This is a genomic window from Streptococcus mitis (assembly GCF_946190285.1).
GTDB classification, from domain to species: Bacteria; Bacillota; Bacilli; order Lactobacillales; family Streptococcaceae; genus Streptococcus; species Streptococcus mitis_CP.
The window spans coordinates 38,228-64,049 of the sequence record NZ_CAMHZX010000001.1; the positions used below are offsets into that span (position 1 = coordinate 38,228).

General features: G+C 38.3%; 24 protein-coding genes, 1 pseudogene and 1 other annotated feature. All 25 genes and pseudogenes read left to right on the top strand.

Annotated features, from left to right (window positions below; translation table 11 throughout):
• Nucleotides 1-81 precede the first annotated feature (81 nt).
• Complete coding sequence (aroA, locus tag N8L39_RS00190) at nt 82-1,365, top strand: 3-phosphoshikimate 1-carboxyvinyltransferase (protein ID WP_261010068.1); 1,284 nt, start codon at nt 82-84, stop codon at nt 1,363-1,365.
• The gene (locus N8L39_RS00195) at nt 1,358-1,834 is read left to right on the top strand and encodes a shikimate kinase (protein ID WP_261010067.1); all 477 of its coding nucleotides are present in this window, start codon (nt 1,358-1,360) and stop codon (nt 1,832-1,834) included. The genes aroA and N8L39_RS00195 overlap by 8 nt, the downstream gene beginning before the upstream one ends.
• On the top strand, nt 1,831-2,679 hold the full coding sequence (gene pheA / locus N8L39_RS00200; RefSeq protein ID WP_261010066.1) for a prephenate dehydratase: 849 nt from the start codon (nt 1,831-1,833) through the stop codon (nt 2,677-2,679). The genes N8L39_RS00195 and pheA overlap by 4 nt, the downstream gene beginning before the upstream one ends.
• Nucleotides 2,676-3,986, top strand: coding sequence for an LCP family protein (locus tag N8L39_RS00205; protein WP_261010065.1), 1,311 nt, complete (start codon nt 2,676-2,678; stop codon nt 3,984-3,986). The genes pheA and N8L39_RS00205 overlap by 4 nt, the downstream gene beginning before the upstream one ends.
• Nucleotides 3,987-4,106: 120 nt before the next feature.
• Nucleotides 4,107-4,952, top strand: coding sequence for a LicD family protein (locus N8L39_RS00210; protein WP_261010064.1), 846 nt, complete (start codon nt 4,107-4,109; stop codon nt 4,950-4,952).
• Nucleotides 4,942-6,045: a glycosyltransferase gene (locus N8L39_RS00215; protein ID WP_261010063.1), complete on the top strand. Its 1,104-nt coding sequence runs from the start codon at nt 4,942-4,944 to the stop codon at nt 6,043-6,045. Before N8L39_RS00210 ends, N8L39_RS00215 begins: the two co-directional genes overlap by 11 nt.
• Nucleotide 6,046: 1 nt before the next feature.
• Complete coding sequence (locus tag N8L39_RS00220) at nt 6,047-7,033, top strand: glycosyltransferase family 2 protein (protein WP_261010062.1); 987 nt, start codon at nt 6,047-6,049, stop codon at nt 7,031-7,033.
• A gap of 15 nt (nt 7,034-7,048) precedes the next feature.
• On the top strand, nt 7,049-8,518 hold the full coding sequence (locus tag N8L39_RS00225) for an O-antigen polysaccharide polymerase Wzy family protein (RefSeq protein ID WP_261010061.1): 1,470 nt from the start codon (nt 7,049-7,051) through the stop codon (nt 8,516-8,518).
• Complete coding sequence (tarQ, locus tag N8L39_RS00230; RefSeq protein ID WP_261010060.1) at nt 8,511-9,545, top strand: teichoic acid biosynthesis protein TarQ; 1,035 nt, start codon at nt 8,511-8,513, stop codon at nt 9,543-9,545. The genes N8L39_RS00225 and tarQ overlap by 8 nt, the downstream gene beginning before the upstream one ends.
• A 200-nt stretch (nt 9,546-9,745) precedes the next feature.
• The gene (gene mecA, locus N8L39_RS00235) at nt 9,746-10,483 is read left to right on the top strand and encodes an adaptor protein MecA (protein WP_000782684.1); all 738 of its coding nucleotides are present in this window, start codon (nt 9,746-9,748) and stop codon (nt 10,481-10,483) included.
• Between the two features lie 150 nt (nt 10,484-10,633).
• Nucleotides 10,634-11,920: a homoserine dehydrogenase gene (locus N8L39_RS00240; protein WP_261010059.1), complete on the top strand. Its 1,287-nt coding sequence runs from the start codon at nt 10,634-10,636 to the stop codon at nt 11,918-11,920.
• A gap of 1 nt (nt 11,921) precedes the next feature.
• The gene (thrB, locus tag N8L39_RS00245) at nt 11,922-12,791 is read left to right on the top strand and encodes a homoserine kinase (RefSeq protein WP_261010058.1); all 870 of its coding nucleotides are present in this window, start codon (nt 11,922-11,924) and stop codon (nt 12,789-12,791) included.
• 98 nt (nt 12,792-12,889) lie between these two features.
• A complete protein-coding gene (gene msrB / locus N8L39_RS00250; protein WP_261010057.1) occupies nt 12,890-13,828 on the top strand; it encodes a peptide-methionine (R)-S-oxide reductase MsrB in 939 nt (312 codons plus the stop codon).
• A gap of 60 nt (nt 13,829-13,888) precedes the next feature.
• Nucleotides 13,889-15,613 (top strand): ABC transporter ATP-binding protein, encoded by a 1,725-nt coding sequence (locus tag N8L39_RS00255; protein ID WP_261010056.1) that lies wholly within the window; start codon nt 13,889-13,891, stop codon nt 15,611-15,613.
• Nucleotide 15,614: 1 nt separating this feature from the next.
• Nucleotides 15,615-17,363, top strand: a complete 1,749-nt coding sequence (locus tag N8L39_RS00260) for an ABC transporter ATP-binding protein (protein ID WP_261010055.1) — start codon at nt 15,615-15,617, stop codon at nt 17,361-17,363.
• A gap of 114 nt (nt 17,364-17,477) precedes the next feature.
• Nucleotides 17,478-18,737, top strand: coding sequence for a TRZ/ATZ family protein (locus N8L39_RS00265; RefSeq protein WP_261010054.1), 1,260 nt, complete (start codon nt 17,478-17,480; stop codon nt 18,735-18,737).
• Between the two features lie 74 nt (nt 18,738-18,811).
• Nucleotides 18,812-18,947: a sequence feature (ribosomal protein L10 leader region), on the top strand.
• A 38-nt stretch (nt 18,948-18,985) separates the two neighbouring features.
• Nucleotides 18,986-19,486 carry a 50S ribosomal protein L10 gene (gene rplJ, locus N8L39_RS00270; protein ID WP_001287277.1) on the top strand — a complete coding sequence of 167 codons (501 nt, stop codon included), beginning with the start codon at nt 18,986-18,988 and terminating at the stop codon, nt 19,484-19,486.
• A 72-nt stretch (nt 19,487-19,558) separates the two neighbouring features.
• Nucleotides 19,559-19,927, top strand: coding sequence for a 50S ribosomal protein L7/L12 (gene rplL, locus N8L39_RS00275; protein ID WP_048716072.1), 369 nt, complete (start codon nt 19,559-19,561; stop codon nt 19,925-19,927).
• Between the two features lie 201 nt (nt 19,928-20,128).
• Entirely contained in the window at nt 20,129-20,302 is a 174-nt protein-coding gene (locus N8L39_RS00280) for a hypothetical protein (protein ID WP_000159607.1), read from the top strand.
• A pseudogene (locus tag N8L39_RS00285) lies at nt 20,299-20,850 on the top strand (replication initiator protein A); the annotation flags it as partial. The gene N8L39_RS00280 and the pseudogene N8L39_RS00285, both read left to right, overlap by 4 nt.
• A 572-nt stretch (nt 20,851-21,422) precedes the next feature.
• The gene (locus N8L39_RS00290; protein ID WP_000276749.1) at nt 21,423-22,106 is read left to right on the top strand and encodes a response regulator transcription factor; all 684 of its coding nucleotides are present in this window, start codon (nt 21,423-21,425) and stop codon (nt 22,104-22,106) included.
• Entirely contained in the window at nt 22,099-23,442 is a 1,344-nt protein-coding gene (locus N8L39_RS00295; RefSeq protein ID WP_261010053.1) for a sensor histidine kinase, read from the top strand. Before N8L39_RS00290 ends, N8L39_RS00295 begins: the two co-directional genes overlap by 8 nt.
• A gap of 171 nt (nt 23,443-23,613) precedes the next feature.
• Nucleotides 23,614-24,300 (top strand): ABC transporter ATP-binding protein, encoded by a 687-nt coding sequence (locus N8L39_RS00300; protein ID WP_261010052.1) that lies wholly within the window; start codon nt 23,614-23,616, stop codon nt 24,298-24,300.
• Entirely contained in the window at nt 24,297-25,037 is a 741-nt protein-coding gene (locus N8L39_RS00305; protein ID WP_261010051.1) for a lantibiotic immunity ABC transporter MutE/EpiE family permease subunit, read from the top strand. Before N8L39_RS00300 ends, N8L39_RS00305 begins: the two co-directional genes overlap by 4 nt.
• Nucleotides 25,015-25,677: an ABC-2 family transporter permease gene (locus N8L39_RS00310; protein WP_261010050.1), complete on the top strand. Its 663-nt coding sequence runs from the start codon at nt 25,015-25,017 to the stop codon at nt 25,675-25,677. The genes N8L39_RS00305 and N8L39_RS00310 overlap by 23 nt, the downstream gene beginning before the upstream one ends.
• Nucleotides 25,678-25,822 lie beyond the last annotated feature (145 nt).

The following is a 25,822-nucleotide window of genomic DNA, read 5'->3' on the forward strand; positions in this document are numbered from 1 at the left end:
ATCATAAAGTCAGAAATTTTTAAGGAATTTCTGGCTTTTTATGATAAAATAAGTAAAAGTATTGCAAGTATGAGGTCCAGTATGAAACTAAAAACAAACATTAGCCACTTACAGGGCAGTATCCGCGTCCCTGGTGACAAATCTATCAGCCACCGTTCCATTATTTTTGGAAGTTTGGCTGAGGGTGAGACCAAGGTTTATGATATACTGCGGGGTGAAGATGTCCTTTCTACTATGCAGGTTTTTCGAGACCTTGGTGTTGAGATTGAGGATAAAGATGAGGTTATTACTATTCAAGGTGTCGGTATGGACGGCTTAAAAGCGCCGCAAAATGCCCTTGATATGGGAAATTCTGGAACCTCGATTCGCCTGATTTCAGGTGTCCTTGCAGGTGCAGACTTCGAAGTAGAGATGTTTGGCGATGATAGTCTTTCCAAACGTCCTATGGACCGCGTGACCCTTCCACTGAAACAAATGGGCGTTAGTATTTCAGGGCAAACTGAGCGAGACCTGCCTCCCCTTCATTTAAAAGGGACGAAAAACCTAAAACCTATTCATTATGAGTTGCCAATTGCCTCTGCCCAGGTTAAGTCAGCCTTGATGTTTGCGGCCTTGCAGGCTCAGGGGGAGTCTGTTATTATCGAAAAAGAGTGCACCCGTAATCATACTGAAGATATGCTGCAACAATTTGGTGGTCATTTAAGTGTGGATGGCAAGAAAATCACAGTCCAAGGGCCTCAAAAACTGACTGGACAAAAGGTGATTGTTCCAGGAGATATTTCCAGTGCAGCCTTTTGGCTAGTCGCAGGTTTGATTGTTCCAAATTCTCGTGTAGTGCTGAAGAATGTGGGTATTAACGAAACGCGTACAGGTATCATCGATGTCATTCGCGCCATGGGTGGAAAATTGGAAGTAACTGAAATTGACCCAGTGGCTAAATCTGCTGCCTTGACTGTTGAATCTTCTGACTTGAAAGGAACAGAGATTGGTGGAGCTTTGATTCCACGCTTGATTGATGAATTGCCAGTTATCGCTCTACTGGCGACCCAAGCTCAAGGTGTAACAGTTATTAAGGATGCTGAGGAACTCAAGGTTAAGGAAACAGACCGCATTCAGGTTGTGGCAGACGCTTTAAATAGCATGGGTGCGGATATCACACCTACAGCAGATGGAATGATTATCAAAGGGAAATCAGCCCTTCACGGTGCTAGAGTCAATACTTTTGGAGACCATCGTATCGGAATGATGACAGCCATTGCAGCCCTCTTGGTTGCAGATGGAGAGGTGGATCTTGACCGTGCTGAAGCCATCAATACCAGCTATCCTAGCTTCTTTGATGATTTGGAGAGCTTGATTCATGGCTAAGGTATTACTCGGATTTATGGGGGCTGGCAAATCGACTATTGCAAGAGGCTTGGATCCAGATTATCTCGATATGGATGCTCTGATAGAGAAACGCTTAGGTATGTCCATTGCGGAATTCTTCGCTGAAAAGGGAGAAGCGGCCTTTCGTCAGGTAGAATCAGAAGTCCTAGCTGAGTTACTACAAAGAGACCAAGTTGTGTCAACTGGCGGTGGAGTGGTCATTTCTCAGAGAAATCGTGACTTACTAAAGACCAATTCTGATAATATCTATCTGAAAGCTGATTTTGAAACCCTCTATCATCGTATCGCAGCTGATAAGGACAATCAGCGTCCGCTTTTTCTAAATAATAGCAAGGAAGAACTTGCAGCTATTTTCCAAGAAAGACAGGCCTGGTATGAGGAAGTATCCAGTCGGGTTTTGGATGTGACCAAGCTAAGTCCAGAGGAAATTATAGAGGAACTGAGATGAAAATTGCTTATCTAGGTCCCAAGGGATCATTTTCACACCACGTTGTGCAGACAGCTTTTCCTCATGAGGAACTGCAGGCCTTTGCCAATATTACAGATGTCATCAAGGCCTATGAGCAAGGGTTGGTGGACTATTCTGTGGTGCCAGTTGAAAATTCTATCGAGGGTAGTGTTCATGAAACCTTGGACTACCTTTTTCATCAGGCTCGCATCCAAGCAGTGGCAGAAATCGTTCAGCCCATTCATCAGCAGTTGATGGTGGTTCCAGGTCACACTAAGATTGAAAAGATTTTTTCACATCCACAGGCCTTGGCTCAAGGAAAGAAATTCATCGATGAACAATATCCAGAGGCCCAAATCGAGGTGACTGCTAGTACAGCTTATGCGGCCCGTTTTATTTCCGAACATCCAGACCAACCTTATGCAGCGATTGCACCTAGAAGTTCTGCTGAAGAATATGGCTTAGAATTAATTGCTGAGGATATTCAGGAAATGGAAGCCAATTTCACACGTTTCTGGGTTTTAGGAGCTGAAAAGCCTAGTATTCCCTTGCAAGCACAAACTGAAAAAATGAGTTTGGCCTTGACCTTACCGGACAACCTTCCAGGTGCACTTTATAAGGCCTTGTCGACCTTTGCTTGGAGAGGAATTGACCTGACAAAAATTGAAAGTCGTCCACTCAAGACAGCGTTGGGCGAATACTTTTTCATTATCGATGTGGACTATACTGATAAGGACTTGGTTCACTTTGCCCAAAAAGAATTAGAAGCGATTGGAATCCAGTATAAAGTACTGGGCGCCTATCCTATTTATCCAATATCAGACCATGGAAAGGAGAGAAGATGAGTAAAGAAAATCCCTTAAGTCATCATGAGCAGTTGCGTTATGACTATCTCTTTAAGAACATTCATTATCTCAATGAGCGAGAGAAAAAAGAGTTTGCTTACTTGCAAGGTAAGTTAAATATGGCTAGTGGTAGTGAAGTTTCTCCAGAAATTTATAATGAAAATCACGATATGGAAGAGTCTTTCATGGAACCAGTCAATCAGTCTCCTCTTCCATCCTATGGTAACCGTAGTCGTGCAAAAAAATACCAGAAAAGCCATTCTCTTCCAAAGGTTAAGTCCAAGAAACGTAAGATTCGTTGGGGGCGCATTTTTGCAGGATTGCTTGCTCTTCTAGCCTGTGTCGGTTTTGGCATGATTTTTATGTTCCTAAAAGGTTATTCAAATGCGGATCCAACCAAACCTGCCAATGCTAAGGCAGCTCAAGTAGAAGTTTTTCATGGTCAAGATACCAAGGATGGGGTCAATATTTTGATTATGGGGACGGATGGACGGATTGGCCAGAACAGTGCTGAGACGAGAACGGACTCGATTATGGTTCTAAACGTTGGTGGCTCAGATAAAAAAATTAAGCTGGCCAGCTTTATGCGTGACAATTTGGTTTATATAGACGGTTATAGCCAAGTCATTAACGGTAGAAAGCAATCCGATAATAAGTTGAATGTGGCCTATGAGTTGGGGGAACAAGAGGGGCAAAAAGGGGCAGAAATGGTTCGAAAAGTCCTAAAAGACAATTTTGACTTGGACATTAAGTACTACGCTTTGGTAGACTTCCAGGCCTTCGCAACTGCTATTGATACTCTATTTCCTGATGGTGTGACGATTGATGCCAAATTCTCAACCTTAGAAGGTCAACCTTTAACCGAAGCTACAGTCGGAGATGATTTACATGCTACGGAAACAGAGTCACCAACCCAGACTATCAAAGTTGGGAAACAGCAGATGAACGGTTCAACCTTGCTCAATTATGCACGTTTTCGTGATGATGACGAAGGTGATTATGGTCGTACCAAGAGACAACAGCAAGTGTTGACAGCTGTTCTGCAACAACTCAAGGATCCAACTAAACTCTTTACTGGATCAGAAGCACTCGGTAAGGTCTTTGGAATGACCTCTACGAATGTTCCTTATAGTTTCTTATTGACCAATGGCTTATCCTTCCTAGATGGAGCACAAAATGGCATTGAGAGATTAACAGTTCCAGAACTAGGTGATTGGGTCGATGCCTATGATGTCTATGGAGGACAGGCACTCTTAGTAGACCAAAATAAATATCAAACCAAGCTTGCTCAAATGGGAATGAGATAAGATAGAAAAATCAAAGTTTGAAGGCTATGTATCTAGCAGTCAGGCTTTGATTTTTTACAGTCTGCAATAGATTTTCATCCCTTATTTGTGGTATAATGGAACGATACGATAGAAAGAATAATGAACAATATGACTGATTTAAAAGCAATTCAGGCTCGAAGTCTGGAGATGGCTGAATATTTTGTGGCCTTTTGTAAAGAACATGATTTGCTTTGTTATCTCTGTGGAGGAGGTGCTATTGGCGCCCTTCGAAACAAGGGGTTTATTCCTTGGGACGACGACCTAGACTTTTTTATGCCCCGTAAGGACTATGAAAAATTAGCAGAATTATGGCCTCGTTATGCAGATGAGCGTTATTTCTTGTCAAAGAGTAATAAGGATTTTGTCGACCGCAATCTTTTTATTACCATTCGTGACAAGGAAACCACCTGTATCAAACCTTATCAGCAGGATTTGGATTTGCCACATGGTCTGGCCTTGGATGTTTTACCTTTGGATTATTATCCGAAAAATCCAGCTGAGCGGAAAAAGCAGGTTCGTTGGGCTTTGATTTATTCACTCTTTTGTGCGCAAACTATTCCAGAAAAGCATGGCGCACTTATGAAATGGGGAAGTCGCATTTTACTCGGTTTGACGCCAAAATCACTCCGTTATCGCATTTGGAAAAAAGCTGAAAAAGAAATGACCAAGTATGGTCTAGCTGAGAGCGATGGAATCACGGAATTATGCTCGGGTCCTGGTTACATGAGAAACAAGTACCTAATCGAATCTTTTGAGGATAATCTTTTCTTGCCATTTGAAGAGACAGAGATGCCCATTCCAGTTGGATATGATGCCTATCTAAGCACTGCTTTTGGAGACTACATGACACCTCCACCAGCAGACAAGCAAGTGCCACATCATGATGCTGTCATCGCTGATATGGATAAGTCTTATACAGAATACAAGGGAGGATATGGTGACTAAGAAAAAAATATTATTTTTTATGTGGTCTTTTTCTCTCGGGGGTGGCGCAGAGAAGATTCTATCTACCATTGTTTCAAATCTAGATCCAGAAAAGTATGATATTGATATTCTTGAAATGGAACATTTTGATAAGGGATACGAATCTGTTCCCAAGCATGTAGGCATTTTAAAATCCCTTCAGGATTATCGCCAAGCCAGATGGATTCGAGCTCTTTTGTGGAGAATGAGAATTTATTTTCCAAGACTGACCCGTCGCTTACTTGTAAAAGATGACTATGATGTTGAAGTTTCTTTTACTATTATGAATCCTCCACTTTTGTTCTCTAAAAGAAAAGAAGTCAAGAAAATCTCTTGGATTCATGGAAGTATCGAAGAATTTCTTAAGGATAGCTCCAAAAGAGAATCACATAGACGCCAGTTGGATGCTGCGGATACCATTGTAGGAATTTCAAAAAAGACCAGTAATTCTATCAAGGAAGTCTATCCAGATTATGCTTCCAAATTACAGACGGTCTACAATGGATATGATTTTAAGACTATTTTAGAAAAATCTCAAGAGAAGATCGATATCGAGATTGCGCCTCAAAGTATCTGTACTATCGGACGGATTGAGGAAAATAAGGGTTCTGATCGTGTGGTGGAAGTGATACGATTATTACACGAAGAGGGAAAAAACTATCATCTCTATTTTATCGGGGCTGGGGATATGGAAGAGGAACTGAAAAAACGTGTCAAAGAGTATGAGCTTGAAGACTATGTGCATTTCCTTGGTTATCAAAAAAATCCTTATCAGTATTTATCTCAGACGAAAGTTCTCTTGTCTATGTCTAAACAAGAAGGTTTTCCTGGAGTGTATGTGGAGGCCTTGAGTCTGGGACTTCCTTTTGTCTCTACGGATGTTGGAGGGGCTGAGGAACTATCACAAGAAGGAAGATTTGGACAAATCATTGAGAGCAATCAAGAGGCAGCTCAGGCAATTACGAACTACATGACTTCTGCCTCAAATTTTGATGTCAACGAGGCTAGCCAATTCATTCAACAATTCACAATTGCCAAACAAATCGAACAAGTAGAAAAACTATTAGAGGAGTAGCATGGAAACTGCATTAATTAGTGTCATTGTGCCAGTCTATAATGTGGCACAATACCTAGAAAAATCGATAGCTTCCATTCAGAAGCAGACCTATCAAAATCTGGAAATCATTCTTGTTGATGATGGAGCAACGGATGAAAGTGGTCGCTTGTGTGATTCAATCGCTGAACAAGATGATAGGGTGTCAGTGCTTCATAAAAAGAACGAAGGTTTGTCGCAAGCACGAAACGATGGAATGAAGCAGGCTCACGGAGATTATCTGATTTTTATTGACTCAGATGATTATATCCATCCAGAAATGATTCATAGTTTATATGAGCAATTAATTCAAGAAGATGCGGATGTTTCGAGCTGTGGTGTCATGAATGTCTATGCTAATGATGAAAGTCCACAGTCAGCCAATCAGGATGAGTATTTTGTCTGTGATTCTCAAACATTTCTGAGGGAATACCTCATAGGTGAAAAAATACCTGGAACGATCTGCAATAAGCTAATCAAGAGAGAGATTGCAACTGCCCTATCCTTTCCAAAGGGATTGATTTACGAAGATGCTTATTATCATTTTGATTTAATCAAGTTGGCTAAGAAGTACGTTGTTAATACCAAACCCTATTATTACTATTTCCATAGAGGGGATAGTATTACGACTAAACCCTATGCAGAGAAGGATTTAGCCTATATTGATATCTATCAAAAGTTTTACAATGAAGTTGTGAAAAACTATCCTGACTTGAAAGAGGTTGCTTTTTTCAGATTGGCCTATGCCCACTTCTTTATTCTGGATAAGATGTTGCTAGATGATCAGTATAAACAGTTTGAAGCCTATTTCCAGATTCATCGTTTTTTAAAAAGCCATGCCTTTGCTATTGCTAGGAATCCAATTTTCCGTAAGGGGAGAAGAATTAGTGTTTTGGCTCTATTCATAAATATTTCCTTATACCGATTCTTATTACTAAAAAATATTGAAAAATCTAAAAAATTACATTAGAACGGGGGTGAGCAAGTGATTGATGGAAAACGATTATTATTTAGTTTGACCATAGTCAGTTATGCCTTGACGCTAGTAAGTGGAATTGTGTATCTATTTAATAATAACAATGTTAGCTTGCTTTCTACTTTATTGTTCTTACTGGTTAGTAGCTTAATTGCTTGTTGGAATGATATCAAGTATTACTTAATCCATTTTATTTTCTTTTTAACTATTTTTGTATTTCTGGTATCAAGGCCGACTATTGATTACTTTAGGGATGGTGCTTTGGATACCTATCATCCCATAGCCTATCGCTTTGCCTTTATAGTCGTCATGGTTTCGATATTGGGATTGACCACAGGAGGACTCCTAGCTCGCTATTTTATAGCTAGAAAGAAAATACAAGTACCCAAGATAGGAAGTTCTCTAAAAGAGGTTTACATCAAGCGGTTGCGCTTTGTGTCGCTAGGAGTTTTTCTTCTAACCTATCCTTTCTATTTCATTCGCTTATTTGAACGACTCCTGTATCGCTTGCAGACTTCCTACTATGCCTACTATGCAAACTTTGAAAGTAAACTGCCTTATTTTACCTATATCTTATCAACATTTACAGTCTATGCAATGTGTATGTATTTGGCAACCAAGCCAAAGAAATTGCAGGCAACAGCAGTGCTTGTCTCCTTTATTGCAGCTAATACCATTCATTTGGCAATCGGGACACGAAATCCCTTTATTTTAAGTATTCTATTCGCTTTTGTTTATTACTTTATGCGAGAGCAAACAGAAAAGGGAAAATGGATTGGATTTAAAGAAAAGTTAGCGATTTTTGTAGGTTCTCCTATTCTCATGTTAGCGATGGGAATACTCAATTATGTACGGGATAATGTCCAGGTTTCCCATACAGGTTTCTGGGATATCCTGCTTGACTTTATCTATAAACAAGGAACCAGTTTTGGTGTTTTGGCTAGAGGCTTTCTATTTAACAGTAGCCTCCCTTACCGAGATTTACGCAATTTTACTTTTGGTCCTGTTATTGATTATTTTGCAAGGGGAAGTTTAGGGGCCATTTTCGGAGGAAAAGCCTTTGAACATACAACCAATAGTGTGGAACTAGCTATTGATAGTAATAGTTATGCCCATAATCTATCCTATCTTGTCTTGAACAAGGAATACTTGAAAGGACATGGTATCGGAAGTAGCTATATTATGGAGTTGTATACCGACTATGGTATGATAGGAGTCTTTCTACTTAGTCTCTTGCTAGGTATGTTATTCATAGCCATGCTGCAAGTAGCCTATCGTTCAAGAACAATCCTATTTGCCTTGTCCCTACTCATCTTGAATAATCTATTCTTTATGCCAAGAAGTAGCTTTTCAGAAAGTTTCTTCAATTTATTTACAATGCAATTCTGGGGAATTGTTCTTGTGATTATATTCGTAGCGAAAATGCTTACAAAAGAGAACCAGTATCTACTAAACAAAGGAGAAAAAAATCATGTTTGAACATTATTCAGTAGCTGATTTGTTTGCAAATCTTTATAAAAAACGAAAAGCAAATATCCTAGCTCTCATCGCTTTATTTGCTCTCATTGCTGTACCATTTACAATTAAAGCAGTTAAGAATAAAAATACTGTCAAAGACACAACAAGTTATTCAACTTATATTAGCTATAAAATCACCCCTCCAGAAGATTCAGCTAAAACGATTTTGAATCATCAAATTGGTGGTTATAGTGATTTCTACGGAAAATTGATTGATGGGAATTTGAATGGAGCTTATCTTTTCAATGATGTAGAACCGAGTGAGTTGAGAAAAATTGCCAGTGAATTGGATACGACAGAGACAACCTTGAAAAATTCTACAAGTGACTATTGGTGGAAAAAATTGACCGTCTACTATATGATTGACGATGCAGGGGTTGGTGTGAAAATTTTGACACCAAGTAAAGATGCCAACGACTTGTTAGAGAAAAAAATTGATGCACTGGTTGATAAATTTAAAAATACCTATGCAAACGTGAAAATTGAAAAATTGGAAACCATCAACTCTAAAGAATTGAACGCAAACGGTGAGACAGCGCTTGGATTAAACGTCAAGAATCTGATTCTTCGTCTAGCTGTTATTGGAGTAGTTTGTGTGATTTTGGTTGTGATGGGAAATGTATTGATTTATCTCTTTAATCCAACAATCAATAGAGCAGGTGATTTTTCTCAGTATCAAATTGATTTTGTAACAGAGATTACAACAATTGCTAATCTAGCAGATATTCTATCATACAAAAATGCTGGACAAGAATTGACTATTGTTAGCTCAAATAAAGCTATTCTGGATAAATTAAAACAAAATCAAGAGGCTTTGAAAGGAATGCATTTTGTAGATTTACAAGATGTACCATCTCTTTTAGAAAGAGATACAGTCCTTCTTGTTGAAGAATACGGAGTGACTCGTTATAAGAAATTTGAACAAAGTCTTCAAATTCTTCGAAACTTAAATCGTTCTATCCTCGGTGTAGCAACCTTTAAACTATAAGTTTTCTGATGTATTAGGTCTTCAAAGTTGGCTAAGAGCCGATTCTGAAGGCTTTTTCTATTTGTCAGCAGACATTTCCCTTTAGAATCTTTTACAGAAAGACCCTAGGGGAAAATCTAGCCTGACAGAGGAGCCTTCTTTTGATAAAATCGTAAAAATCTAGTATAATAGATAGAACTGAAAGTATGAGGTTACTAGCAATGAAAATGAAACAAATCAGTGATACAACTTTAAAAATCACGATGTCTTTAGAGGATTTGATGGATCGAGGAATGGAGATTGCTGACTTTCTCGTTCCTCAAGAAAAAACAGAAGAGTTCTTTTATGCCATCTTGGATGAGTTAGAGATGCCTGATAGCTTTTTGGATACAGGTATGTTGAGCTTCCGTGTGACTCCAAAACCGGATAAGGTGGACGTATTTGTTACCAAGTCCAAGATTGACCAAAATCTAGATTTTGAAGACTTATCGGATTTGCCAGACATGGAAGAATTGGCTCAAATGTCGCCAGATGAATTTATCAAAACCCTGGAAAAAAGTATCGCGGACAAAACTAAGGATGATATCGAAGCCATTCAATCTCTAGAGCAAGTCGAAGCCAAGGAAGAAGAGCAGGAGCAGGCTGAACAAGAAGTTGAGAGCAAGAAAGAGCCCTACATCTATTACATCCTTTCTTTCGCAAAATTAGCTGATTTGGTAGCTTTTGCCAAGACAGTGACTTTTGAGATGGAAACTTCTGAACTCTACAAGATGAATGAGCGCTATTATTTGACCATTTTAGTGGATATTGAAAATCATCCAAGTCCATATCCAGCTTGGCTGTTGGCTCGTATGCGCGAGTTTGCGGACGATAGTGATATCAGTCGTTCAGTTTTGCAAGAGTATGGCCAAGTCTTGATGAATCACGATGCAGTACTTAATCTGCAAAAGATTGGATAATCATTTCTGGAAAGCTATTTCTAGATTTTAAGGAGAGCGAATCGTCTGATTCGTTTTTTCTTTTTATACTGAAATAGTGATTTACTATGATAGGAATTTTCACAAAATTCTGTTATAATGGCTATAATAGAAAATTTCGAGGAGACAAACATGACAGTTAAAATTGCTTTACTAGGATTTGGTACCGTTGCAAGTGGTGTGCCTTTCCTCCTAAAGGAAAATGGAGAAAAAATCAATCAATCAGCACATTCAGATATTGAAGTTGCTAAGGTATTGGTCAAGGACGAAGATGAAAAGAACCGCTTGCTTGCAGCAGGGAATGACTTTAACTTTGTAACCAATGTGGATGACATTTTGTCAGATCAAGACATTACGATCGTAGTGGAATTGATGGGGCGTATCGAACCAGCTAAAACCTTTATCACTCGTGCCTTGGAGGCTGGCAAACACGTTGTGACTGCTAACAAGGACCTTTTGGCTGTCCATGGTGCAGAATTGTTAGAAATCGCTAAAGCTAACAAGGTAGCACTTTACTATGAAGCAGCGGTAGCTGGTGGGATTCCAATTCTTCGTACCTTGGCAAATTCCTTGGCTTCTGACAAAATCACTCGTGTCCTTGGTGTGGTCAACGGAACTTCCAACTTCATGATGACCAAGATGGTCGAAGAAGGATGGTCTTACGATGATGCTCTTGCGGAAGCGCAAAGACTTGGATTTGCAGAAAGCGACCCGACAAATGACGTGGATGGGATTGATGCAGCTTACAAGATGGTGATTTTGAGCCAATTTGCCTTTGGCATGAAGGTTGCATTTGACGATGTAGCCCACAAAGGAATCCGAAACATCACACCAGAAGACGTAGCTGTAGCTCAAGAACTTGGCTATGTAGTGAAATTGGTTGGTTCAATCGAGGAAACTCCTTCAGGAATTGCTGCAGAAGTAACTCCAACCTTCCTACCTAAAGCACACCCACTTGCCAGTGTGAATGGCGTAATGAACGCTGTCTTTGTAGAATCTATCGGTATTGGTGAGTCTATGTACTACGGACCAGGTGCTGGTCAAAAACCAACTGCAACAAGTGTTGTAGCAGATATTGTCCGTATCGTTCGTCGCTTGAATGATGGTACCATTGGCAAAGACTTCAACGAATACAGCCGTGACTTGGTCTTGGCAAATGCTGAAGATGTCAAAGCTAATTACTACTTCTCAATCTTGGCTCCAGACTCAAAAGGCCAGGTCTTGAAATTGGCTGAAATCTTCAATGCTCAAGATATTTCCTTCAAGCAAATTCTCCAAGATGGAAAAGATGGTGACAAGGCGCGTGTCGTTATCATCACACACAAGATTAATAAAGCCCAGCTTGAAAATGTCTCAGATGAATTGAAGAAGGTTTCAGAATTCGACCTCTTGAATACCTTCAAGGTGCTAGGAGAATAAGATGAAGATTATTGTACCTGCAACCAGTGCCAATATCGGGCCAGGATTTGACTCGGTCGGTGTAGCTGTAACCAAGTATCTTCAAATTGAGGTATGTGAAGAACGAGATGAGTGGTTGATTGAACACCAGATTGGCAAATGGATTCCACATGATGAACGTAATCTCTTGCTCAAGATTGCTTTACAAATTGTACCAGATTTACAACCAAGACGCTTGAAAATGACTAGTGATGTTCCCTTGGCGCGTGGTTTGGGTTCTTCCAGCTCGGTTATTGTAGCTGGGATTGAACTAGCCAACCAACTGGGAAATCTCAACTTATCTGACCATGAAAAATTGCAGTTGGCGACCAAGATTGAAGGACATCCTGACAATGTGGCTCCAGCCATTTATGGTAATCTCGTTATTGCAAGTTCCGTTGAAGGGCAAGTTTCAGCTATTGTAGCAGACTTCCCAGAGTGTGATTTCCTAGCCTACATTCCAAACTATGAATTGCGTACTCGAGACAGCCGTGGTGTCTTGCCTAAGAAATTGTCCTATAAGGAAGCTGTTGCAGCTAGTTCTATCGCCAATGTGGCGGTTGCGGCCTTGTTTGCAGGAGACATGGCGACTGCTGGGCAAGCAATCGAGGGAGACCTCTTCCACGAGCGCTATCGTCAGGACTTGGTGAGAGAATTTGCGACGATTAAGCAAGTAGCCAAAGAGAATGGTGCCTATGCAACCTACCTCTCTGGTGCTGGGCCGACAGTTATGGTCTTGGCTTCTCATGACAAGATGCCAACGATTAAGGCAGAATTGGAAAAGCAACCTTTCAAAGGAAAACTTCATGACTTGAAGGTTGATACCCAAGGTGTCCGTGTCGAAGCAAAATAAAGAATAGAAGATAGGATGGGGAAACTCTCGACCAGAGGGCTTCCTGTCCTTTTTTTGAAAAGAAGTCTAGTTACAAACTTGATAAAGGAGAAATAAAGATGGCAGAAATTTATCTAGCAGGTGGTTGTTTTTGGGGCCTAGAGGAATATTTTTCCCGAATTTCTGGCGTATTAGCAACCAGTGTCGGTTACGCTAATGGCCAAGTCGAAACGACCAATTACCAGTTGCTAAAGGAAACAGACCATGCAGAAACGGTTCAAGTGATTTACGATGAGAAGGCAGTGTCACTCAGAGAAATTTTGCTTTATTATTTCCGTGTTATTGATCCATTATCCATCAATCAACAAGGGAATGACCGTGGACGTCAGTATCGGACCGGTATATATTACCAGGATGAAGCAGACTTGCCAGCTATCTACACAGTGGTGCAGGAGCAGGAGCGCATGCTTGGTCGAAAGATTGCAGTAGAGGTGGAGAAACTTCGCCACTACATTCTGGCTGAAGATTACCACCAAGACTATCTTAAGAAGAATCCTTCAGGTTACTGTCATATCGATGTGACCGATGCTGAAAAGCCATTGATTGACGCAGCAAATTATGAAAAGCCTAGTCAAGAGGTGTTAAAGGGCAGTTTATCTGAAGAATCCTATCGTGTTACCCAAGAAGCTGCTACAGAGGCTCCATTTACCAATGTCTATGACCAAACTTTTGAAGAAGGAATTTATGTAGATATTACGACAGGTGAGCCACTCTTTTTTGCCAAGGATAAGTTTGCCTCAGGTTGTGGTTGGCCAAGTTTTAGCCGTCCGATTTCCAAAGAATTGATTCATTATTACAAGGACCTGAGTCATGGAATGGAGCGAATTGAGGTTCGTTCTCGATCGGGGAATGCTCACTTGGGTCATGTTTTCACAGATGGTCCTAGGGAGTTAGGTGGACTTCGTTACTGTATTAATTCTGCATCCTTGCGTTTTGTGGCCAAGGATGAGATGGAAGAAGCAGGCTATGGCTGTCTACTACCTTACTTAAACAAATAAATCAGAGATGGTGGGTGCTTCCCACTTTCTTCATTTCCAGAATACGAATAGAAGGGATTTATGAAACACCTATTATCTTACTTTAAACCCTACATCAAGGAATCAATTTTAGCACCCTTGTTCAAGCTACTAGAAGCTGTGTTTGAGCTCTTAGTTCCTATGGTGATTGCTGGAATTGTTGACCAATCCTTGCCCCAAAGAAATCAAGATCATCTATGGATGCAGATTGGCCTGCTCCTTATCTTTGCAGTGATTGGTGTTGTAGTGGCCTTAATAGCCCAGTTCTACTCAGCTAAGGCTGCGGTTGGATTTGCCAAAGGACTGACAGATGATCTCTATCGTCATATTCTTTCGTTGCCTAAGGACAGCAGAGACCGTTTGACAACTTCTAGCTTGGTCACTCGCTTGACTTCGGACACTTACCAGATTCAGACTGGTATCAATCAATTCCTGCGTCTCTTTTTGCGAGCACCTATTATCGTTTTTGGAGCCATCTTTATGGCCTATCGCATTTCAGCTGAGTTGACTTTCTGGTTCTTAGTCATGGTTGTCATTTTGACCATTGTTATTGTAGGGCTTTCTAGATTGGTCAATCCTCTTTACAGCAGTCTTAGAAAAAAAACGGACCAACTGGTTCAAGAAACGCGCCAGCAATTACAAGGGATGCGGGTTATTCGTGCTTTTTGGCAAGAAAAACGAGAGTTACATATTTTTCAAACCCTTAACCAAGTCTATGCTATATTACAAGAGAAAACAGGTTTCTGGTCTAGTTTATTAACACCTCTGACCTATTTGATTGTCAATGGAACACTCCTCGTCATTATCTGGCAAGGCTATATTTCTATTCAAGGAGGATTGCTCAGTCAAGGTGCTCTCATTGCCCTTATTAATTATCTCCTACAGATCTTGGTGGAATTGGTCAAGCTAGCCATGCTGATCAATTCCCTCAACCAGTCCTATATCTCAGCCAAGCGAATCGAGGAAGTCTTTGCTGAGGCTCCAGAAGATATTCATTCAGAATTAGCACAAAAGCAAGCTACCAGTGATCAGGTTTTACAAGTTCAAGAACTGACCTTTACCTATCCTGATGCGGCCAAGCCTTCTCTGAGAGACATTTCCTTTGATATGCAGCAAGGGCAAATTCTTGGTATTATTGGGGGAACGGGTTCTGGTAAATCAAGCCTGGTGCAACTCATCCTTGGCCTTTATCCAGCAGACAAGGGGAGCATAGACCTTTATCGAGATGGACATAGTCCTCGTAATTTGGAGCAGTGGCGGTCTTGGATTGCCTATGTGCCCCAAAAAGTCGAACTCTTTAAAGGAACCATTCGTTCCAACCTGACTCTAGGTTTAGATCAAGAAGTAACTGACCAAGAACTCTGGCAGGCCTTGGAGATTGCGCAAGCTAAGGACTTTGTCAGTGAAAAGGAAGGACTCTTGGATGCCCTAGTTGAGGCAGGAGGGCGAAATTTCTCAGGCGGGCAAAAACAACGTCTGTCTATCGCCCGAGCAGTCTTGCGCCAAGCTCCATTTCTCATCCTAGATGATGCGACCTCGGCACTGGACACCATTACCGAGTCCAAGTTCTTGAAAGCTATCCGAGAAAATCTTCCAAATACCAGTTTAATCTTGATCTCTCAACGAACCTCGACTTTACAGATGACTGATCAGATTCTCCTCTTGGAAAAAGGTGAGTTCCTAGCTATCGGCAAGCACGAGGACTTGATGAAATCAAGCCAAGTCTATCGGGAAATCAATGCATCCCAACATGGAAAGGAGGACTAGTGTGAGACGACAAACCGCAAACCAGACGCTCAAACGTTTGGCTAAGGATTTAGCAAGCCATCCCTTCCTCCTTTTCCTAGCTTTTCTAGGAACCATTGCCCAGGTAGGCTTATCAATCTACCTACCTATCTTGATAGGGCAGGTCATTGACCAGGTTCTAGTGGCTGGTTCTTCGCAAGTTTTTTGGCAGATTTTCATTCAAATGATCTTGGTGGTCATAGGAAATACCCTTGTGCAGTGGGTCAATCCTCTCCTCTATAATCGCCTAATTTTCTCTTATACCAGAGACTTACGAGAGCGAATCATCCATAAATTCCACCGTTTACCGATTGCTTTTGTGGATCGGCAAGGCAGTGGAGAAATGATCAGTCGTGTAACCACGGACATTGAACAGTTAGCAGCTGGTTTGACCATGATTTTTAACCAATTTTTTATTGGCGTCTTAATGATTTTAGTCAGCATTCTAGCCATGCTTCAAATTCATCTCCTCATGACTCTTTTGGTCTTGCTGTTGACGCCACTTTCTATGGTAATCTCACGCTTTATTGCTAAACGCTCCTATCATCTCTTCCAGAAACAAACAGAGACTAGGGGAATTCAGACTCAGTTGATTGAAGAATCACTTAGTCAGCAGACTATTATTCAATCTTTTAATGCTCAGGCAGAGTTTATCAAAAGACTGTGTGAGGCGAATGCCAACTATGCAGGTTATTCTCAGTCGGCTATCTTTTATTCTTCAACGGTCAATCCTTCGACTCGATTTGTAAATTCGCTCATTTATGCCCTTCTAGCTGGAGTAGGGGCCTATCGTATCATGATAGGCTCTACCTTGACCATTGGACGCTTAGTGACTTTTTTGAATTACGTCCAACAGTACACCAAGCCCTTTAACGATATTTCTTCAGTTCTAGCTGAGTTGCAAAGTGCTCTCGCTTGTGCAGAGCGTGTATATGCTGTCTTAGAAAGTCCTGAAGTGTCTGAAACAGGTAAGGAAGTCTTGACCAGTGACCAGGTTAAGGGGGCTATTTCCTTTAAACAGGTTTCTTTTGGCTACCATCCTGAAAAGATTTTGATTAAGGATTTATCTATTGATATTCCAGCTGGTAGCAAGGTGGCCATCGTTGGTCCGACAGGAGCTGGAAAATCAACTCTTATCAATCTCCTTATGCGTTTTTACCCTATTAATTCAGGAGATATCCTGCTGGATGGGCAATCTATTTATGATTATACCCGAGCGTCATTGAGACAGCAGTTTGGCATGGTGCTCCAAGAAACCTGGCTCAAGCAAGGGACCATTCATGACAATATTGCCTTTGGAAATCCTGAAGCCAGTCGGGAGCAAGTGATTGCTGCTGCAAAGGCAGCAAATGCAGACTTTTTCATCCAACAGTTGCCACAGGGATACGATACCAAGTTGGAAAATGCAGGAGAATCTCTCTCTGTTGGCCAAGCCCAGCTCTTGACCATCGCCCGAGTCTTTCTAGCTATTCCAAAGATTCTTATCTTAGATGAGGCGACTTCTTCCATCGATACACGGACAGAAGTGCTAGTACAGGATGCCTTTGCTAAACTCATGAAGGGGCGAACAAGCTTTATCATTGCCCATCGTTTGTCAACTATTCAGGATGCGGATTTGATTCTTGTATTGGTGGATGGCGACATTGTTGAGTATGGTAACCATCAGGACCTCATGACTAGAAAGGGCAAGTATTACCAAATGCAAAAAGCTGCGGCTTTTAGCTCTGAATAAGCCTTTCTATTTTAAAATCTTATGAACGAAAAAAGTTGCCTTCGGGTGACTTTTTTGTTACAATAGCTAGAAAAATTATTCACTGTAAATTGTCTTATAGAAAAGGAGCCTAGAATGAAAGTCTTTCAGCATGTAAATATCGTGACTTGTGACAAAGATTTCCATGTTTATCTAGATGGAATCTTAGCTGTTAAGGATTCTCAAATCGTCTATGTCGGTCAAGAGAAGTCAGAGATTTTAGAGCAAGCTGAGCAGATTATAGACTATCAAGGAGCCTGGATTATGCCTGGTTTGGTCAATTGCCATACCCATTCTGCTATGACAGGCTTGCGAGGAATTCGGGATGACAGCAACCTCCATGAATGGCTCAATGACTATATCTGGCCTGCAGAAGCTGAGTTTACTCCAGATATGACTACCAAGGCAGTCCAAGAAGCTCTGACAGAAATGCTTCAGTCAGGAACAACAACCTTCAATGATATGTATAATCCCAATGGAGTGGATATTAGGCAGATTTACGATGCAGTGAATTCTTCTAAGATGCGTTGTTATTTCTCACCGACCCTCTTTTCTTCAGAGACAGAAACAACTGATGAGACTATAAGCAGAACACGAGCAATCATCGAGGAAATCTTAGGATATGAAAATCCAAATTTCAAGGTTATGGTAGCCCCACATTCTCCCTACAGCTGTAGTAGAGAATTGCTGGAAGAAAGCATAGACATGGCAAAAGAGCTAAATATTCCTCTCCATATCCATGTAGCGGAGACCAAGGAGGAGTCAGGAATTATCCTGAAACGGTACGGTAAACGTCCTCTTGCTTTTCTAGAAGAACTGGGTTACTTAGAACATCCCTCTGTCTTCGCTCATGGAGTCGAGTTAAACGATCGAGAAATTGAACGTTTGGCAATCTCTCAAGTGGCTATTGCCCACAACCCTATCAGTAATCTTAAATTGGCCTCAGGGATTGCTCCCATCATCCAACTCCAAAAAGCAGGAGTAGCAGTCGGAATTGCAACGGACTCGGTCGCTTCTAATAATAATTTAGACATGTTTGAGGAAGGACGGACAGCAGCCCTTCTTCAGAAGATGAAAAGTGGAGATGCCAGCCAATTTCCTATCGAAATGGCTCTCAAGGCACTGACAATCGAAGGGGCTAAGGTTCTAGGAATGGAAAATCAGATAGGAAGTCTAGAAGTTGGTAAGCAGGCAGATTTTCTGGTTATTCAACCACAGGGGAAAATCCATCTCCAACCCCAAGAAAATATGCTCTCTCATCTGGTTTATGCAGTCAAATCTAGTGATGTAGATGATGTTTATATTGCTGGAGAACAGGTCGTTAAGCAAGGTCAAGTCCTGACAGTAGAACTTTAAAAGAAAAATCACGAAAAATTTTAAAAAAGTTTGCAAAAATCTTGCATTCTTTTTTTAACTATGCTATACTTATATACGGTTTGAAAAAACTGCCTAAGACAGTAGGGGAGCTCGACTCATAAGGATCCTACCGAGGACAAAACGTATCATGTAAAAAGAAGCGTATTGTACTTTCGTGTCTAGGTTTGGGCGCGTTTTTCTTTTGGAAAAATTCCCCAAGCAAAATAATAACGGAGGTGAACACACTAATGAGTGAAGCAATTATTGCTAAAAAAGCGGAACTAGTTGACGTAGTAGCTGAAAAAATGAAAGCTGCTGCATCTATCGTCGTTGTAGACGCTCGTGGTTTGACAGTTGAGCAAGATACAGTTCTTCGTCGTGAGCTTCGTGGAAGCGAAGTTGAGTATAAAGTGATTAAAAACTCAATCTTGCGTCGTGCAGCTGAAAAAGCTGGTCTTGAAGATCTTGCATCTGTATTTGTTGGACCATCTGCAGTAGCATTTTCTAACGAAGATGTTATCGCACCAGCGAAAATCTTGAACGACTTTTCTAAAAACGCTGAAGCACTTGAAATCAAAGGTGGTGCAATCGAAGGCGCTGTCGCATCTAAAGAAGAGATTCTTGCTCTTGCAACTCTTCCAAACCGCGAAGGACTTCTTTCTATGCTCCTTTCTGTACTTCAAGCGCCAGTGCGCAACGTTGCTCTTGCAGTCAAAGCGGTTGCAGACAACAAAGAAGACGCAGCTTAATCTTAAGCTACGCAGCGTAGCCTAGCTACGAAAATCTATTATAAATTTAAAACATATTTGGAGGAAATAACAATGGCATTGAACATTGAAAACATTATTGCTGAAATTAAAGAAGCTTCAATCCTTGAATTGAACGACCTTGTAAAAGCTATCGAAGAAGAATTTGGTGTAACTGCAGCTGCTCCTGTAGCTGTTGCTGCAGCTGGTGCTGCTGACGCTGGTGCTGCTAAAGATTCATTCGACGTTGAATTGACATCTGCAGGCGACAAAAAAGTTGGCGTTATCAAAGTTGTACGTGAAATCACAGGTCTTGGACTTAAAGAAGCTAAAGAACTTGTTGATGGTGCACCAGGTGTCATCAAAGAAGGTGTTGCAGCTGCAGAAGCTGAAGAACTTAAAGCTAAATTGGAAGAAGCTGGAGCTTCAGTTACTCTTAAATAAGAGGCATATACCAATTAGAATTCGGAATACTATAGTATCAGACTTTTAGAATCGTGAACACATTTTAGAAACTGATAAATTAATTTAGTTTCCTACCAAAAACCCTACCAAAAATTAATTTGGCAGGGTTTTTCTTTTTAATAAAATTATTTTGGAGAACAGTTGAATATTGTTCTCCTTTTTTTATTTTCTGGAGGAAAAATGACAAAAGAATTACAATCATCACGCTATATTGTCATTTCATTTTTAGTACGTGAAATGGGAATTGACATTGTTGAAGCCATCTCTCTTATGGCTGAATTAGAAAAAAGTGGCTTGGTTCGATTGGAATCAAGTGGAGATTTAATACTCAAAGAACTTGGAGGAGCGCTATGAAACGAATTACCGCAAATCAATACCAAACTTCAGAACGGTATTATAAATTACCTAAAATTCTTTTTGAGGATGAGAAATATATGGATATGAGACTAGAAGTAAAGGTGGCTTATTCTATTTTAAAAGATCGTTTAGAATTATCTCTCAGTCGTGGTTGGATAGATGAAGAAGGAGCAGTATATTTAGTATTTTCTAATTCTAAACTGATGAGGCTGTTAGGTTGTTCGAAGTCAAAATTACTGTCCATCAAAAAAACTCTTAAAGAATATGACTTAATTGATGAAGTCCAACAGTCTTCAAGTGAGAAAGGGAGACTAGCTAATAAGATTTATTTAGGGGAGTTGTCTTCTACCCCAGTAGCTAGTTCGAACAGGCCTAGTGTTAAAAAAAGATTAGGGCATGTCAAAAATGAAACGCCCCCCGTCTCACATTCAGCCCCTAGTGATACTGAAGTTAGTGAGACTAAATATAGTGAGACTGAATTTTTATTTATTGAGGATGAGAGGAACTCTCAACCTATCTTGAAAAGAAAAGTAGAAAAGGTTACATTTCTTTATCATTTTTAACCTTGCTTTACTTGTCTTAGCATGCTGGACAGGATATAAGTGGAAGAGGGGATAGAAAATAATCTGAACAAGTTCAAAACTTATTCTATTTTTTAGGACATGAAAAATTTTAGAAATTGATTCTTTCTTAAATTTGAATTTCACTAGTAGTGTAAAGATGATTTTTTCTCTGAATAAAATCTGAATTTTCTCTGATACAATCTCAAATGTCAAGGTTCAATAATTGTTGCTTAAGTAGGTGATGATGGTCTAGATTAAAATAATCAAGAAGCATTGAAACATTACGTTGGAGAACTTAAGGGGGAGGATTATTCACATATAGATGGGAAAGTTATGGATATTCTTGCTGGATATGTAATGGCATTGACGGCACTCAAATTAGATTATTAAATATTACGAATTTTGTTTAAGATAGTGTAAAATAGATTTGTACTAGTTTCTAAAAATTTAATTTTAAAAATAAAGAACAATTACAAATTGATGTATTGAGACTATTCTTTGTCAAGAATACGGAGCTTTGCAGATAGTTCTCTAAAATATTTTGAGGTGATAGAATGTATAAGATATTAGTTGTAGATGACGATTTTGAAATTTTGAAACTGATGCGAACTATTTTAGAGATGAAAAACTATCAGGTAACGACGTATCAAGAAGTCACCGTACCAATCAATATTAATAATTTCAAAGGATTTGATTTGATTTTATTAGATGTAATGATGCCTAATATAGATGGTATGCAAATTTGTAAGCAGATTAGAAATAAAGTAAGCTCCCCTATTATTTTTGTTAGTGCAAAAGATACCGAAGAAGATATAGTATCAGGATTGAATTTAGGAGGAGATGACTATATTACAAAACCTTTCAGCATCAATCAATTAATTGCTAAAGTTGCTGCAAATCTTAAACGAGAAGAACGATACAAACAAGGTGAATTAAGTAATCAAATTGTTCGAGAATTATCTCCAATAACGATTTATTTACAAGAAAAAATTGTTTGTATTAATGGAGATAGTCTTGCCTTTACAAGTAGGGAATATGATATCATAGAGCTATTATCTAGCAATCCAAGAAAAATTTTTACTGTACAAGATATATATGAAAACGTTTATGATGATGATGCTGAAACCCTCTTTCGTTCAATATCTGAGTATATCTATCAAATAAGATTAAAATTCTCATCCTATGGAATTAATCCTATAAAAACAGTTAGAGGTATGGGATACAAGTGGCATGATTAAGAAGAATAGTACAATTAGAGGACGTATAATAAGGACTGTTTTAGAACTAGTAACAGGTACGTTACTGAGTATACTTTTATTTTTTATATTTACTTATTTACTTGTTTTTACAGGACAATTAAATGTATACGACTCTAAAATTGAAATTTCAGTGAGTGATACCAGCAATTTAAGTGATGTAGTTCAAGTAATGAATAACTCTATATTTGACTATGTTGTATTTAATCGCAAGACAGGTACAATTGAAGAGGGTAATTATCAAAAAAAGGATTTGCCTGCCTATCGAGAAGTTTTTGATAAAAATGAATCTGTAAGTAATAGTGAGGTGTATTATGGGTATTATGCTAATTCAGAGATTGTACTTACTATCAGGCAACCCATGATACCTGAGTTTGTTAATCCGAATTTGCGTCACATTTCATTTAATCTATTTTCTTATTTATTTTTCTTCGTTTTCGAAACGATTTTACTCATTTGGTCACTTACAAGATTAATAAAAGAATTTTCAAAAAATTTTCTACTTATACAAAAAAAAGCTTTAAACATGGGGCAGTTAACATTTAAAGAAAAAAAGATTCCAGCTCAAATACAAGAGTTCGATGAAATTCTCTCTGTATTATATCAAAAGGACGACGAGTTAACTAATTTACTCAAATCAGAGAGAAAGGAGAAGGAAGATTTATCTTTTCAAGTTGGTGCATTAGCTCATGATGTAAAAACTCCTTTAACAGTACTAAAGGGAAATTTAGAGTTGCTTGAATTAACTTACCTGACTGATCAACAGAAGGAATATACTCAGTCAATGAATAACAGTATAGTGATTTTTGAAAGATACTTTAGTTCAATGATTGATTATTCAAGATTACTAATTGAAGATAAAGATTATGGGGAACAGATATATTTACCTGATTTTTTAAGTGATCTGTCAGTAGAGGCGAAATCTGTAATGAATAATGCAAAGGTTGATTTCAAAATTATTAATACTACAAAATTAATGTTTTTTAAGGGAAATCGTTTTAATTTAAATAGGGCATTAATTAATATTTTAGCAAATGCAGCAAGATATAGTTCTGGAGAAAAAAAAGTTACTCTTACTATCATAGAGGAAACAGAGTATATTAATTTTGGAGTGTGGAACAATGGTCTCCCTTTTACTGAACAGTCCTTATTAAATGCAGATAAGTTATTTTATACTGAGAATAAAGGTAGGAATGATAAGCACTATGGTTTAGGGTTAGCATTTGCTAAACAAGTTGCAACTAGACATTTTGGAGAATTGTTTTTATCTAATCCAGATAGAGGTGGTGCTCAAGTGACGTTGCTTATTAAAAAATAATTCTATAGGGATATATTAGATACCTTCCACATAATAGTTATGTATATAAAAATAGATAATCTTCTAAATTGAGGAATATCTATTTTTTTATTTTTTAAAATTGAAAAGTCTGAACAAATTTTGAAAAATAAAGTGTAACATACAAGTATAAATAAAGGAGGAATTATAGTTATGAATATACAAGTTCAAAAACTTAGAAAATCATATAAGGATAGAGAAGTGCTGAAAAATATTTCTTTTGAAATAAAAGAGGGAAGTATTTGTGGATTATTAGGCATCAATGGTGCTGGAAAATCAACAATTATGAAGATTATTTTTGGTCTTGAAAACGCTGATAGTGGTACGGTTATTTTTAATGGGGGAAAAAATGCGGGCACATATGAGATTGGAGCGCTTATTGAAACTCCTGCTATCTATATGAACTTATCTGCATTTGATAACTTAAAAACTAGAGCATTGTTATATGACATTTCTGACGAACGAATTAATGAAGTATTAAACTTGATTGGGCTATCTAATACGGGAAAGAAAAAAGCAGGGAGCTTTTCTTTAGGTATGAAACAACGTTTGGGATTAGGCATGGCAATAATTACTAGTCCAGATTTGCTCATTTTAGATGAACCTACCAATGGATTGGATCCAGATGGTATAAAGGAATTATTGAATTTAATGATTTCTTTAAAGAAATCAGGAATGACAATTCTTTTATCTAGCCATCAACTGTATGAAGTTAGTAAAGTGGCAGATAAAATTGTTATTTTACATGATGGTCAAATTTTTTACGACGGTTTGAATGTTCAAAGTGATGATTTAGAATCTTTATTTTTTAGAATTGTTCATGGAGGTGACGCAATATGATAAAAATATTTAAATCAGAATGGTTAAAACAGCGAAAAAATACATCCAAAAAATTCTTGATAATAGCTCCGGGCTTGTCGATTTTAATAGCGGTATTACTTGTTGGACCAAGCATTATAGAAAGTTTTTCAATATATTGGTGGGAAGCCGTCTTTTTGTATACACTTATTGGATTGTTGTTTTTATATGATTATAAAGCAGAAGAAGCTGCAGGAAACTTCCAGAATATATACTTTCGAAATGATAGCATAAAAATATATATCGTAAAGATACTTTTAAAATTAAAAGATTTACTCATTTCTAACGTATGGTTTTTAGCTATATTATTATTTACAAGTAATTTTCTGTATGCCGACTTAATATCATTGAATATAATTGGTGACTTAATTTGTTTAGTACTTATTTCGATAACATCCATATGGGTATTGCCACTCTTGTATCTATTTTCGAAATGGTTCAATCCCTATATCCTAGTATCTATTAACTCCTTGATTTGTTTTTTGGTTGCACCTTTTATCGCTCAAAGTAGCTTTTGGTTCTTCTTTCCTTTTACATATCATTATAAAATTGCTTATAGTCTGATGTATATAAAACCGTCAGGAGATTTAGATTTAACAAATCATGTAACAGACGTTAAAATGGTAGTATTTGCCGTATTTCTATCATTGATTCTATTTATTGTTTCTTTGTTAATGTTAAATTGGAGGTTAAGTAATGATCCAATTGCTAAAAAGTGAAATGATTAAATATAAAGGTTCGTATCAACTATACATTATTTTGATTTTGTCTACTATACAACTATTGACAATTCCAATTTACATATTATCTGTAAATAACACAATTGTATTGGAAAATATTATCTTTTTACCCATGTTAGGCTATTGTATGATAACTACGATAATCACTTTATTAGTATCTGAACAAGAAATCAATGCTAATAAATATCAGAATATTAGGAGCGGGAGAAATATATCCAGTATATGGGGAGCGAAACTTTTTGTGTTAGATTTACTATTATCTTTACTTACTATTCCTTTATGGGTAGTTGTAGGTATAGAGTTAGAACACTTTTCATATTATTTTTACGTAGGAATAGTTAGTTGGTTATTACTAATATTGTTAAATCATTTCCACATGCTATTGACATTGTTTATTGCGAAAGGCGGCAATTTACTTATTGCTGTTGTAGAAAGTTTATTTATAGTATTTGCAACAAATAAAGTTTTTCTTAATATTTTTTGGATTCCAGTAATTTTACCAGTTAATATAATTTTAGAAAATAATTTTAGAAGCACAACCTATTTATTGACTTTAATTTTTTATGTTGTATTATTGTTTGTCGCTAATTTAGTAATTGTGAGCAGAAAAGGTGTTTAATTATATATTCTGATGGAAATGAAGGAAGTGTTTAATTTTTCGATGGAAGTTTGGGAATTGTTTTGAATTTACTTCATATCCAAAATAGGTCTGTAAAGACATATTGGAGAGAGGCGTTATTGATTTTTGATAATTTAACTATAAA